At 31.0% G+C, this 14,000-nt stretch carries 14 protein-coding genes and 1 riboswitch; of the genes, 10 read left to right on the forward strand and 4 right to left on the reverse strand.

Going from position 1 to position 14,000, the window contains the following annotated elements:
• The first annotated feature begins 4 nt into the window (after window positions 1-4).
• From BUB83_RS00750 to BUB83_RS00795, 10 genes are all read left to right on the forward strand, one after another.
• On the forward strand, window positions 5-1,099 hold the full coding sequence (locus BUB83_RS00750; RefSeq protein ID WP_073335979.1) for an ABC transporter permease: 1,095 nt from the start codon (window positions 5-7) through the stop codon (window positions 1,097-1,099).
• Entirely contained in the window at window positions 1,092-2,030 is a 939-nt protein-coding gene (locus BUB83_RS00755; protein WP_073335982.1) for an ABC transporter permease, read from the forward strand. Before BUB83_RS00750 ends, BUB83_RS00755 begins: the two co-directional genes overlap by 8 nt.
• Window positions 2,031-2,195: 165 nt before the next feature.
• Entirely contained in the window at window positions 2,196-3,191 is a 996-nt protein-coding gene (locus BUB83_RS00760; RefSeq protein WP_073335984.1) for a GntR family transcriptional regulator, read from the forward strand.
• A gap of 345 nt (window positions 3,192-3,536) precedes the next feature.
• Entirely contained in the window at window positions 3,537-3,956 is a 420-nt protein-coding gene (gene glmS, locus BUB83_RS00765; RefSeq protein ID WP_073335986.1) for a methylaspartate mutase subunit S, read from the forward strand.
• Between the two features lie 3 nt (window positions 3,957-3,959).
• Entirely contained in the window at window positions 3,960-5,348 is a 1,389-nt protein-coding gene (gene glmL, locus BUB83_RS00770; protein ID WP_073335988.1) for a methylaspartate mutase accessory protein GlmL, read from the forward strand.
• Window positions 5,349-5,361: 13 nt separating this feature from the next.
• Window positions 5,362-6,813, forward strand: coding sequence for a methylaspartate mutase subunit E (locus BUB83_RS00775; RefSeq protein ID WP_073335990.1), 1,452 nt, complete (start codon window positions 5,362-5,364; stop codon window positions 6,811-6,813).
• Between the two features lie 12 nt (window positions 6,814-6,825).
• Window positions 6,826-8,088: a methylaspartate ammonia-lyase gene (locus BUB83_RS00780; RefSeq protein WP_073335992.1), complete on the forward strand. Its 1,263-nt coding sequence runs from the start codon at window positions 6,826-6,828 to the stop codon at window positions 8,086-8,088.
• Window positions 8,075-9,430 carry an acyclic terpene utilization AtuA family protein gene (locus BUB83_RS00785; RefSeq protein ID WP_073335994.1) on the forward strand — a complete coding sequence of 452 codons (1,356 nt, stop codon included), beginning with the start codon at window positions 8,075-8,077 and terminating at the stop codon, window positions 9,428-9,430. Before BUB83_RS00780 ends, BUB83_RS00785 begins: the two co-directional genes overlap by 14 nt.
• A gap of 11 nt (window positions 9,431-9,441) precedes the next feature.
• Window positions 9,442-9,759 (forward strand): DUF4387 domain-containing protein, encoded by a 318-nt coding sequence (locus tag BUB83_RS00790; RefSeq protein WP_073335997.1) that lies wholly within the window; start codon window positions 9,442-9,444, stop codon window positions 9,757-9,759.
• Window positions 9,760-9,776: 17 nt separating this feature from the next.
• Window positions 9,777-10,727, forward strand: a complete 951-nt coding sequence (locus tag BUB83_RS00795) for a lantibiotic ABC transporter (protein WP_073335999.1) — start codon at window positions 9,777-9,779, stop codon at window positions 10,725-10,727.
• Between the two features lie 155 nt (window positions 10,728-10,882).
• Here the strand turns inward: BUB83_RS00795 and nudC are convergent, their stop codons facing one another.
• From nudC to BUB83_RS00815, 4 genes are read right to left on the reverse strand one after another with little or no spacing between them, the layout of a single operon-like run.
• A complete protein-coding gene (gene nudC, locus BUB83_RS00800) occupies window positions 10,883-11,722 on the reverse strand; it encodes an NAD(+) diphosphatase (RefSeq protein ID WP_073336001.1) in 840 nt (279 codons plus the stop codon).
• Window positions 11,723-11,749: 27 nt separating this feature from the next.
• Window positions 11,750-12,214, reverse strand: coding sequence for a threonine/serine exporter family protein (locus BUB83_RS00805; protein WP_242950610.1), 465 nt, complete (start codon window positions 12,212-12,214; stop codon window positions 11,750-11,752).
• Complete coding sequence (locus BUB83_RS00810; protein ID WP_073336003.1) at window positions 12,214-12,981, reverse strand: threonine/serine exporter family protein; 768 nt, start codon at window positions 12,979-12,981, stop codon at window positions 12,214-12,216. The genes BUB83_RS00805 and BUB83_RS00810 overlap by 1 nt, the downstream gene beginning before the upstream one ends.
• A complete protein-coding gene (locus BUB83_RS00815) occupies window positions 12,971-13,684 on the reverse strand; it encodes a TVP38/TMEM64 family protein (RefSeq protein ID WP_073336005.1) in 714 nt (237 codons plus the stop codon). Before BUB83_RS00815 ends, BUB83_RS00810 begins: the two co-directional genes overlap by 11 nt.
• A gap of 145 nt (window positions 13,685-13,829) precedes the next feature.
• Window positions 13,830-13,932, forward strand: a riboswitch (SAM riboswitch).
• Window positions 13,933-14,000 lie beyond the last annotated feature (68 nt).

Raw genomic sequence — 14,000 nt, forward strand, 5'->3', positions numbered from 1 at the left:
AATAATGAGTGAAAATAATAAGCAAAATAAAACAAGAGCTGTTATAACATCTCTTAAAAATGCTTTGTTAGTCCCGCTAATATCTATAGTATTAGCTATGATATTAGCAGTATTTATTGTTATGGTAGTAAAGGGTGAGGGATTTCTAACATCGGCTGCAGAATTGTTTTCTGCAATTTGGAAGGGTAGTTTTGGTAGTAAAACAAAACTTTATACCACTATAGTAAATGCCACACCACTTATATTTACAGGGCTTGCTAATGCGGTAGCATTTAAAACCGGATTATTTAATATTGGTGTTGAGGGTCAGTTTATAATGGGTATATTATTTGCTGCAATGATAGGATTGATTCCTGGAATTACACCAATTGTTCACATTATACTTATACTATTATCAGGTATTATAATAGGTGGTTTATGGGCAGGAATACCGGGATTATTAAAAGCTAAAAGAGGTACAAATGAGGTTGTTAATACCATAATGATGAACTTTATAGCAGTTGCTATTTCAGATTATTTTGTTTTGGGTCCTTTGAATAAGCCAGGGTCTGCTACAACAAATAAAATTCAAGAATCGGCTCAATTATGGAGATTCATGGGTGATAAATATAGAATAAACATAAGTGTTTTCATTGCTATTATGTGTGCAATATTAGTTTATTTTTTCTTTTGGAAGACCGTTCAAGGTTATGAAATTAGAGCTGTGGGTTTAAGCCCTGATGCAGCAGAATATGGTGGAATAAATGTAAAAAGAAATATTGTATTGGCAATGGTTATATCAGGTATGTTGGCAGGATTAGGTGGGGCAACACACTTAGCAGGAGTTCAGCATCAAGGATATCAATTAGCTAGTTTCACCAATTATGGATTTAATGGGATAACTGTTGCGCTATTAGCTAAAAGTCATCCTATTGGGGTTATTTTTTCAGCTTTATTGTTAGGTGCTTTAAATAGTTCAGCATTAACATTACAAGTTGCAGATATTCCAAAAGAAATTGTTTCTTTGATTCAAGCAATAATTATTATATTTGTTGCGGCTGACTATTTATTTAAATGGCTAAAACAAAAGAGAAAAAAGGGGGCTATGAAAAATGAGTAATAGTGGAAATTTACCTGTTATAGTAGCATTGCTTGCAGCCACATTAAGGATGGCAACGCCCCTTATATTTGCAGCATTAGGAGGGGTATTCTCAGAACGTGCAGGAGTTGTAAATATAGGTCTTGACGGTATGATGACTGCAGGGGCATTCTTCTCAATAGTAGCAACTATATCAACGGGAAACCCTTGGATAGGTATTTTAGCAGGGATTATTGCAGGGGCATTAGTGGCAGTAATACATGCAGTTTTAAGTGTAAGCTTAAGAGCAGATCAAGTTGTTTCGGGGGTTGCTATAAACTTATTTGCAGCTGGACTTGCAAGTTTCTTGATATATGAACTTTATAAAACTAATGGGCAAACACAAGTTGTTACAGGAATTCCTTATCCATCTGTGGCTATATCTAAAATTCCTTTAGTTGGAGGATTTTTGGCAGAGTTAGATTGGTTTGTAATTTTAGCTATAGTATTAGTTTTTGTAGGAAACTTTGTTCTATATAAAACTTCACTAGGACTTAGAATCCGTTCTGTAGGAGAACACCCTAGTGCAGCAGATACTGTTGGTATAAATGTTTATGCAATTAGATATTTTTGTGTAATTTTATCTGGAGCTTTGGCAGGTCTAGGAGGAACCTATTTATCTCTAGGGTCTATAAGATTATTTAGAGATGGAATGGTTGCGGGAAGAGGATTTATAGCCTTAGCTGCAATGATTTTTGGTAATTGGAAACCTAAAGGAGCTTTATATGCTTGTATATTCTTTGGATTTGCGCAAGCATTAGAATTATTTGCTCAAGGTTTTGGGTTGGGATTACCTACTCAAGTATACCAAGCATTACCATATGTTTTAACAATGCTTGCACTGGCTGGATTCGTTGGTAAGACTACAGCTCCAAAGGCTGATGGAACTCCTTATGTTAAAGGAGAAAGATAAAAATTGGTATAAAGTTACATAAAAAAGCTTTCGCGTTAGCGAGAGCTTTTTTACATATAAGAGTGAAGTAGGATTGTAAAATTAATTAAGGTTAAAAGTTATTTGACAAGTATATGTAAAATTAATATAATTTACTTAATAAATTTAAAGTTGGTGATTAAAATATTGTTAAAATTGAAAATTCAAAGACAAAATGGAAATCCCATATATAAGCAGATTATAGAGCAAATAATATCAATGATAAATAAGGAAATATTGAAAATAGGAGATAAATTACCACCTGAACGAGAACTGGCTAATGAATTGAATGTTTCTAGAGGCACAATTACAAAAGCATATCAAGAGTTAGAAAAGCTTAAACTAATAGAGGTTATTCAAGGCAGAGGAAGTTTTATTACATATAAAGATCATATGGAGAATATGAATAGAAAAGAAAAAGCTATTAGTATAATTAATGAAGCTATGAACCAATTAGAAGAACTTGAATTTACTAATTATGAAATAAAGATTTTTTTGGACATAATGATACTTGAAAGAGAAAAGAATATAAAAAATATTTCTATTGCTACTATTGATTGTAATCCTGAAGCTCTTGATATATTTAAAGTACAGTTATCCTACATAAAGAATGTGGTAATAACAAGGTTTCTTTTAAATGATTTAAAAAGGTCTATGGAACCAGAGCAGTTATTAAAGGAATACGATATTATAATTACAACGCTAAATCATTATAAAGAGGTGGCAAATCTTATACCTAATTTTTCTACTAAAATAATAAAGGCTGCGGTATCCCCTAGTCAGAAAACTATAATAAATATAGCTAAGATATCAAAAAATTCAAAAATAGGAGTTGTTTGTTTTTCTAAAAGATTTTATGGTATTATAAAGAAAACATTAAAAGATTTAAATATAGGAATGGAACAAGTATTTCATATATATGAAATACAAAATAAAGAATTTTCTTTAGAAAAATTTATAAAAAATAAAGATATTATTATTATGCCTTCAGATTTAAAAATCAAAGAAGAGTATAAATCGCTTATAGAACAGTATGAAAAAAAAGGTGGAATTATAATAAATTTCGAATATCAAATTGAAAGAGGAACTTTGATTTATATAGAGGAAAGTATTAGAGAAATGATGAATAATAAAAGATTATGAATTATAATAGATTGACTAAATAAAAAAAATAATTGGACTAGTCCAATTATTTTTTTTGGTTTATGGGCATTTGAAATTTTCATAATAAAAAGGAAAAAGCAAATAATAAAGAGTGCTTTTTCTTTGTTTTGCAAGAATATTAATAAAGGAATTCATAGATGAAAAACTAAAGAAATAAAAGCGTTAATTATAGAAATAATCAATAAAGAAGTGATATTGACAATAATAAAATAGGATACTATACTTATGGCATAGTCCAATTGTAACCGTATACTATACAAAACATAATATAGAATTAAGAAGATAATTTTAATAAAATAGTTTGTAAAATAGGAGGAGTTAAAGATGAAAAATAAAGGCAAGAAAATTGTTATTGGAGTAATTGGTGCAGATGTTCATGCAGTTGGAAATCAGATTTTAAATCATGCTTTTACTGAAGCTGGTTTTGAGGTAACTAATTTAGGGGTTATGGTTTCACAAGAAGAGTATATTGAAGCAGCAATAGAAACTGATGCAGATGCTATTATAGTATCATCTTTATATGGACATGGAGAACTGGATTGTAGAGGTTTAAGAGAAAAATGTGTAGAATCAGGTATAGAGAATATCCTCTTATATGCAGGAGGAAATTTGGTAGTAGGGAAGACTGATTTTAATGAAGTTATAGAAAAATATAAAAAAATGGGTTTTGATAGAATATATGCACCAGGAACACTTCCAGAAGTTACTATTGCGGATCTTAAAAAGGATTTAGGAGTTGATTAGAAAATGAAACCGATTTTATTAATTGACTTTGGTAGTACTTATACAAAAATTACTGCGGTGGATATTGAAACGTCAGATATACTAGGGACTTCAAAGTCATTTACAACGATTAACACCGATATTGCAGAGGGTCTTAGCAATGCATTGAAAATTTTAGAATTAAAAATTGGGAAAATAGATTATATTGAAAAATTTGCATGTAGTAGTGCGGCAGGAGGTTTAAAAATGGTTGCTGTGGGGTTGGTGCCAGATCTAACTGCTGAAGCTGCAAAAAGAGCTGCACTTAGTGCGGGAGCAAAAGTAATAAAGGTTTTTTCTTATGAATTAAATAAACTTGAATTACAAGAAATTGAAGAAATTAAACCGGATATTGTTTTATTAACTGGAGGAACAGATGGAGGAAATACTAACACAATTATTCATAATGCAAAAATGATTTCACAGGCTAAGTATAATTTTCCGGTTATAGTTGCAGGAAATAAGACAGCAGCTAATGAAGTTGAAACAATATTAGAAGCTAATGGTAAAGAAGCAACTATTGTAGAAAATGTTATGCCTAAATTAAATTTTTTGAATATTGAGTCAGCAAGAAATGCCATTAGAGAATTATTTTTAAAAAGAATTATTGAAGCAAAGGGGTTTACAAAAATTAAAACTGTTGTAGAAGGAATTTTGATGCCAACACCATCAGCAGTTTTAAGTGCAGCTACATTATTAGCTAATGGCTTTGAAACTGAGGAAGGTTTAGGGGAATTAATCATTATAGATATTGGAGGAGCTACAACAGATGTGCATTCTTTAGCAGAAGGGGAACCATCAAGAACTGGAGTTTGTCTTAAAGGATTAAAAGAACCTTTTGACAAAAGAACAGTTGAAGGTGATTTGGGATTAAGATATAGTGCTAGAGCATTGATTGATTCAATAGGTATAGAAGATATTGTTAAATTAACATGTTTATCTATTGAAAAGATTGAAGAATTAGTGAAGGAGCTAGAAAAGTATCCAGAAAAATTTTCTATACCTGGAGATTCGTTAAGTAAATTAGAAACAGCATTATCAAAATTAGCTGTAAAAGAAGCTATAAATAGGCATGTAGGAAGATTAGAAACTCAATATACACCATTTGGTGCAGCATATGTTCAAGAGGGTAAAGATTTAACCAATATAGAATATGTAATTGGAACTGGAGGACCTATCATTAATAGTTTGGACCCTTTAAATATATTAAAAGAAGTAGCTTTTGAAAAAGATATGCCTACTATTCTAAAACCTATAGAACCCAAATTCTTATTAGATGATAAGTATATTCTAGCAGCTATGGGTTTGTTAGCAGAAAAATATCCATTGATTGCTTTAAAAATAATGAAAAAAGAAATAACAAATTTATTGTAGGAGTGTATATAAAATGGAGATTAAAAATAAAAAATTAAGTTTTAGTGAATTTGAACAAATAAGAAAAGAAGTTTTAAATCAGTGGGTTACGGGAGAAAAAGTAAATTTTGAGGAAAGTGTTGAGTATCACAAAAATATACCAAAAGAAAAAAAGTTTAGTCATAAATTAGTTAAAGCAAAAGAAAAAGGCTTAACATTAATTCAACCTAGGGCAGGGGTTGCTTTAGTTGACGAACATATAGAATTATTAAAGTATTTAGAGGATGAAGGAGAAGCTGATTTATTACCTACTACCATAGATAGTTATACTAGACATAATAGATATCAAGAAGCAGAGGAAGGTATTTTAGAAAGTAGAAAACAAGGTAGATCATTATTAAATGGATTTCCGGCTGTAAATCATGGAGTGGAGTTGTGCAGAAAAGTAAATGAGTCAGTTAACTCTCCGGTACAGGTAAGGCATGGGACACCTGATGCAAGATTATTAACAGAGATATCAATTGCAGGTGGATTTACTTCTTACGAAGGGGGAGGAATTTCTTATAATATTCCATACTCTAAAAATAATAATCTTGAAAAAACAATTTATGATTGGCAATATACAGATAGATTAATAGGATTATATGAAGAGGCGGGGGTAAGTATTAATAGAGAGCCTTTTGGTCCTTTGACAGGAACCTTAGTTCCACCATGTATTTCTCATTCTGTTGCGGTGGTGGAAAGTATATTGGCAGCTGAACAAGGGGTTAAAAACATAACTGTGGGTTATGGTCAATGTGGAAACTTGATTCAAGATGTGGCTGCTATACAAAGTTTGCAAGAATTAACTGAAGAGTATTTGATAAAATTAGGATATGAAGATGTTATTGTAACTACTGTTTTGCATCAATGGATGGGTGGATTTCCACAAGATGAAGCTAAAGCATTTGGAGTAATATCATGGGGGGCATCAGTTGCAGCTTTAGCAGGGGCTACAAAGGTGATAGTTAAGACTCCTCATGAAGCTATGGGTATACCAACAAAAGAGGCTAATTCAAGTGGATTAAAAACTACTAAACAAGTAGTTACAATGTTAAGAGATCAAAGAATGCCTCTTACAAGAGAATTAGAAGAGGAAATAAATATAATAAAGGCAGAAACAAGATGTATTATAAACAAATTATTTGAATTAGGTGATAATGATATAGCAAAAGGGATAGTTAGAGGATTTGCGGCAGGTGTTGTGGATGTACCCTTTGCACCTAGTAAATTTAATGCAGGAAAAGCACTTCCAGCTAGAGATAATAATGGAGCAGTTAGATTTTTAGAATGTGCAAATATTCCTTTTACAAATGAAATTAAAGAATTCCATAAAAGAAAAATAAGAGAAAGAGCAACTTTTGAACGTAGGGATATTAGTTTTCAAATGGTAATAGATGATATTTATGCAATAGGAAAAGGAAAATTGGTAGGAAGACCAAGATAAGGAGGCATAGTGATGAAAATTATAGATATAGTTTGTTCCAATGGAAAGACAGGATTTTTCTTTGATGATCAAAGAGCTATAAAAACTACAGCTGTGAATGACGGAAATACTTATAAAGGTGAGCCAGTTACAAAAGGATTTACTTCCATTAGACAAGCTGGAGAGTCAATATCAGTTATGATTATTTTGGAGGATGGACAGATTGCTTATGGAGATTGTGCTGCAGTTCAATATTCTGGTACAGGAGGAAGAGATCCTTTATTTTTAGCTAAGGATTATATTCCTGTCATTGAGAAATTTATTTATCCTATTTTGATAGGAAAAGAAGCGGATTCTTTTAAAAGTTTAGCAGAAGAGGTTGATGATTTCATTAACCCGGAAACAGGGAAAAAGTTACATACCGCTTTAAGGTATGGTATTACCCAGGCAATATTAGATGCAGTTGCAAAAAGTAATAAAAAATTAATGGCTGAAATAATTGCAGAAGAGTATAAAACAAAAATTTCGGAAAAAGCAATTCCTATATTTATGCAATCTGGAGATGATAGATATAAGAATGTTGATAAAATGATTATTAAAGGTGCTGATGTACTTCCTCATGCTTTAATAAACAATGTAAAACAAAAGTTGGGTGAAAATGGAGAGTTACTTCTTGAATATGTTGCTTGGTTAAGAAATAGAATTTTCCAAGTTAGAAATGAGGAAGATTATTATCCTGTTCTTCATATAGATGTCTACGGAACCATTGGTGCTGCTTTTGATAATGATTATGATAGAATTATTGAATATTTTAGAAAATTAGAGAAAGCTGCTTTCCCTTTGACGTTGAGAATAGAGGGTCCAATGGATATGGAAGAAAGAGAAGCACAGATGTTAGCGTTAAAAGAAATTACTAAAAGAATTGATGAGGAGAACATTAATATAGAAATTGTAGCTGATGAATGGTGTAATAATTTAGACGATATTAAATATTTTGCAGATAACAAAGCAGGACATATGATTCAAATAAAAACACCAGATTTGGGTGGTATAAATAATATTATTGAGGCTGTTATGTATTGTAAATATAAGAATGTTGGTGCATATCAAGGTGGGACTTGTAATGAGACAGATAGGTCTGCTCAAGTTTGCGTTCATATTGCTATGGCTGTTGAACCTGATCAAATATTAGCAAAACCTGGTATGGGTGTTGATGAGGGTTACATGATAGTTTTTAATGAAATGAATAGGATATTAGCATTAACAAAAAGGAGGAATAGGCATGAAGGAATTTAAAGTATTATCTCCAACAGCTATTTTAGGATATGGATTTCCTATGGAATCTTTTCTAGAAGGAATGAAAAGAAAGCCAGATTTAATTGCAGTAGATGCTGGATCTACAGATCCAGGTCCTTATTATTTAGGTTCAGGAATCTCATTTACAGATAGAAATGCAGTAAAAAGGGATTTGACAATAATGATAAATGCGGGTATAGAAAATGGGGTTCCGGTTGTTGTGGGTACATCAGGAGGAAGTGGGGGAGAACCACATTTAAAATGGACTAGGGAAATTGTAGAAGAGATAGCAAAAGAAAATTCCTTGAATTTTAGAATGGCTATAATACATGCTGAGATAGATAAGAAATTAATTATTAAGAAATTTAATGAAAATAAAATAACTCCTTTACATCCAGCACCAGAATTAACAATAAAGGAATTGAATGATACTAATAGAATAGTAGGTCAAATGGGTATTGAACCATTTATAAAAGCTTTAGAAAACAAAGCACAGGTTATTCTTGCAGGAAGAGCTTATGATCCTACGGTTTTTGCAGCTCTACCAATAAAAAATGGCTATGACCCTGGATTGGCTCTTCATATGGGTAAAATTTTAGAGTGTGCAAGTATAGCAGCAACACCAGGAAGTGGAAGTGATTGTATGTTTGGCTATTTGGGGGAAGATTACTTTAAGCTAGAACCTTTAAATAAAATAAGAAGATGTACAACAATGTCAGTAGCGGCTCATACATTATATGAAAAAACTAATCCATATATTTTGCCAGGTCCGGGAGGAGTTATTGATCTTTTTAATACAAAATTTGAACAAATTGATGATAATATAGTTAAAGTTACAGGGTCAAAATTTATTCCTTCTGAAAAATACACAATAAAACTTGAAGGAGCAAAAAAAATAGGATATAGAACAATTTCTATTGCAGGAACCAGGGATCCTATCATGATTTCAGAAATAGATAGTATAATAGAAGAAGTAAAAGAAAGAGTTGAAGATAATTTTAAAAGTCATGGGTTCGAATATTTTTTAGATTTTAAGATATATGGAAAGGATGCTATAATGGGAACACTTGAACCTTGTAAACATATTGCTGGTCATGAAATAGGTATAATAATTGAATCAGTTGCCAATCAACAAGAAATAGCTAATACAATATGTTCATTTGCGCGCTCTACAATGCTACATTTTGGATATAAGGGAAGAATATCTACTGCTGGTAATTTAGCTTTTCCTTATTCTCCATCTGATTTCAAAGCAGGAGAAGTCTATGAGTTTAGCTTGTATCATCTAGTTGAAGTAGATAACCCTTGTGAATTATTTCCTATTGAAACAATAGAAGTTTAAAGGAGGAAACTATGAAAATAAAACTTATAGATATTGCTGAAGTCATTAGAAGTAAAAATGCAGGTCCATATGAACTGACATTTGATATAATATTTAAAGAATGGGAAATGTTTAATATGATTTGTAAAGCTGGTGTAATAAATAAAGAATTAATAGCGGGTTTATATAAAATCAATGTTGAAGATGTAATAAATGTAATTGAGTTCAAACCAGCAAAAGCTATTAAATCAACTATCAAAAGACCTTTTAGTTCAGGAAAATTAGGAGAAACAGATGTATATGGAGCTCAGCAGCATGCACCGCTTTTAGGTTTGGAGTTTGATTTATAAGAAAATGGAGGAGAAATATGGCTATATCTTTATTACATGAATCTTTAATGTATTCTATGTACTTTGCACCTAGAGGAAAGAAAAGACTTTTATTACTTGGGCATCAAATTGCTCAAAGGTATTTAAGTCCACTTGATAAACTTGTTGGATTTGTTGGGGATGCAGGTGCAGGAAAATCTTTGCTAATAAAAGGCATGTTTCCAGGACTTGAACTTACAAGTGATGATGAAGGTGTAAATGTAAGACCGTTACCTTTATTAGACCAAGATAATCAAAATAAATTTTTTAGTCCTCACACTTATCATATTGATGTTAGATTTGAATCAGCTTTCACACAAATGCATGTATTAGCTGATGCTGTGAAACAAGCAATAAAAGAAGAAAAAAGGGTGATTATAGAGCACTTTGAACTTATATATCCTTTTTTAGAAATGAATGCAGAAATTTTAATTGGTATTGGAGAAGAGGTGATAGTTACAAGACCTTCTATTTTTGGACCTCAACCAAAAGACATTTCGGATATAGTTGTTAAATCATTGAAGTATAGAAAAATGGCTCATACAGCTGAGGATTTAACTTCTATGGTACTAGAAAAAGAGTTTGGCATACCTAGATGTGAGGAACATAGCGATGTTCAACATGGATTTGTATTAGAATTTAATGAAAAACCATTAATAGATATTCAAGCATTAGAAGATAGTGTAAAAAAATATATAGAAGAGAAGATGGATGTATGTTACTTAGATGATAAACATATATCTATTGGAAGTGGATTTAATCACGTTTGTACAGGACCTAGAATCCATGTTAAAAACACAGAAGAAATCGAAAATTTTCAATTGGTAAAAGATTTCAAATATGATCCTCTTACAAAGGTTTATTCTTTGATAGGCTTAATTGGACCAAAGGTTAGGGTAGATCTGAAGAATATTGAAGAAATAAATGGGCTTAAGAATATACAATTTTAAATGAAAAATAAATATACTGTAAAATAAATTAGTATGTGTACATAAGCTTGGGATTTCAAGCTTATGTACATGTACTAATTTTAAATTAACCTCTTTTATACTATTGTAATTTCTATATTAACATACCGTATTTATTAGATTCATTAAGTGAATACTTAATGGCATTGTGATTCAATAAAGTTATCTATTAGTTTTCTTGCGATACTAATTTTTGAAGGAATTAAAGGCAAAGAATCCACTGTAAACCAAGCTGCATTATTTATTTCTACTTCATCTACTTTTATATCCCCAGAATCGTAGGATGCAGTGAAACCTAACATAAGAGAATCAGGGAAAGACCAAGGTTGACTGGAAAAATATTTTATATCTTTAATTTTTATATTGGTTTCTTCATAAACTTCTCTTTTAATACATTGCTCCACTGTCTCACCAGGTTCTACAAATCCGGCAATGACACTATAAAGATTTTCAGGGAAATTATTGTTATGAGCTAGCAATAGCTTGTCTCCTTTAGTCACAGCAACAATTATTGCGGGAGAAATTTTTGGATATGATATTAAACCACATGTATTACAAATTTTAGAACGTTCATGTTGGCTATTTTCTAATCTACTCCCACAACGACCACAAAAATTATGAGTTTCTTGCCAATTGAGTATTTGATATGCTTTGCCAGCTATAGTAAAAAAATCTTCCCCGATTGATAAACCTATAGAACGTAGATCTTCAAATTTTAGTTCATCACAAAGAATTGGGTCTTCATTTAATTTAATAGCGTAACAAGGAGTATCTTTAAATTTACCAAGATAATACTCCTCATAATTATTTAAAGACAATTTTGCAAATTCAGAAAAACTTGGTATGGTTACTACGGTTTTTTTATAAAATACAAGTATTTTGTTGTTATAAAACACAAAAAAAAGGTCCTTTTCTTTTTTTTCTTGTGAAGGCATTGTTTCTGGAATAAAATTCAAATAATGATTATTAGTATTCATAAGGGACACCTCTCTAAAATATAATTATTATATTCTTTTTTTTCTACCCAATTTTGGGTTTATTAATTTTGTTATTGACGATACTAAAGTAATTCCCGAAGCAATAGAACAAGCTATTACAAAAGTTTCCATTCCTAATAAAGAAGCTTTTTCATTATTGCCTTGAATAACTTCATACATAGTGTAATACATTCCAGACCCAGGAACTAAAGGAATTATTGCTGATATGGCAAACATAGTCACTGGTTGTTTCATTACTCGTGCTATAATTTCAGAATAAACAGAAATAACAATAGTTGCAATAAAAATAGATACTATTTTTGAAATATTCATATCATACAGAAGTATATAAACTATCCAACCTAAACCACCACCTATAGAAGCGGCAATTACTTTATTACCTTTCACATTGAAAAGTATCCCAAAGCTTAAGGTTGAAACAAAAGCAAAGATGAAATTTGAAATAATTTTATAGAAAGATAAAGTAGTCATTAAAATAAACCTCCAAAAGCTAAAGACCAAAGCTTTAGTATAGTACCAGTTCCGATGGCTATTGCTACAGCTATAAATATAGACTCAACAGCACGAGCGATTCCAGAAACTAAATCACCAGCGATTGTATCTCTAATGGCGTTTGTGATAGAAATTCCGGGAACCAGTATCATTATTGAACCAATTATTATAGTATCTATGTTATTTCCAAAATTTATGCTGATACTAAAGGCAGCTATAAGTGCTGAAATTGCGCCACCAATAGCATTTACAAAAAAATCATTGGTTTTTATTTTGTTTAGATATATAGTTACGAATTTTACTATGATTCCAGTTATAAGAGAAACAATGAAATCATTTAAAGTTCCTCCAAAAAGCAAGGCAAAAAAAGCTGCAGCTAACCCAGAAAAGATTAGAATTGTGCTATTATTATAAGAAGTAAAAGTGTCTATATAATATAGGGATTCTTTTACTTCCTCAAGAGTTAAACTTTCAGAGCTTACTTTTCTAGATAAATCGTTCACCATTGATACTTTTTCTAAATTTACAGTTCTAATATATATTCTTTTTATGCATGAAATTGTGTTTGTTTCATCTGAAACAGATATCATTATACCAGTTGGGGTTACAAAACTATCGGTATGTTTTACTCCTAAAGATGAACAGATTCTTTTTATTGTTTCTTCTACTCTATAAGTTTCGCCACCATTTTCTAAAATGATTCTACCAGCGTAGGCGGCTACTTGTAATACATCATTAGTGTTCATGTGAAAATTTGTTCTCCTTTCTTTTTTTTATTTTCTTGAGAACAAAGAATATTATTAATGCAATTACTGCAATTAAAATTAAAATTATTTTCCCTTTAGATGAAACAAAATCAAATCTAGTAAATCCAGTACCCATTAATACATAAACAATAGTGCCAGGCAACATGCCTATCCCTGTAGCTATTGCAAAAGGAAAAACTTTCATGCTACTTAGTCCCGCAGCATAGCTTACGATATCAAATGAAATAAAAGGCAGTAATCGGCCAATTAATATAAATTTAAAACCTTGTGTGCTACTAATATTCTCAATATTTTCCCAAAGGCCCTTATTATGTCCAAGCTTTCTTACAAAAGATTCACCTAGAAAACGAGCTAAATAATAGGAAGTAATAGCCCCAAGCATTGCGCCTATCCATGAAACAACTAGACCTCCAAAAAAACCAAATATAGCTCCGTTAGCCCCTGTTATTAGGAATGCAGGAATAGGGAAGGCTAGTGATTGAAAAATCATAAGCAAAATACTTAATAAAGGTGCTGCAATACCCCAAGATTTAATTAAAGAAGATACGTCAGTAACAGATCCGGTTGTTAGTAAAGTGTCAACATTATCAATACTATCTTTTAAAATAAAATATAAAAGTGAAAGTATTGATAAAGAAATAAATAACATGAAAAATTTTTTTGTTCTGAAGTTAAGGTTCATTTTTATCCTTTCGGTATACTAGAGTATATATGTATTATTTTATTATATGTTATTTTTGTATTAGATACAACGTTGATAAAAACAAATTCAAAAAGATATTGACAGCATTATATAATTCTGATAAACTTCATATCAATATAAAAAAATCTTATCAAGAGAGACTGAGTGACTGGCACTTTGAAGTCCGGCAACCTGAACAATAGTTCAAGGTGCTAAATCCAGCAGGTTAATAGCCTGGAAGATGAGGATTATGTAGAGATAAATTTGCTTTCTTACATTAAATTCTGTAAGAAGGCTTTTTTAATATAAAAAAGGG

Origin of the sequence: Clostridium grantii DSM 8605 (assembly GCF_900129965.1) — a bacterium.
In the GTDB taxonomy this organism is placed as follows: domain Bacteria; phylum Bacillota; class Clostridia; order Clostridiales; family Clostridiaceae; genus Clostridium_AF; species Clostridium_AF grantii.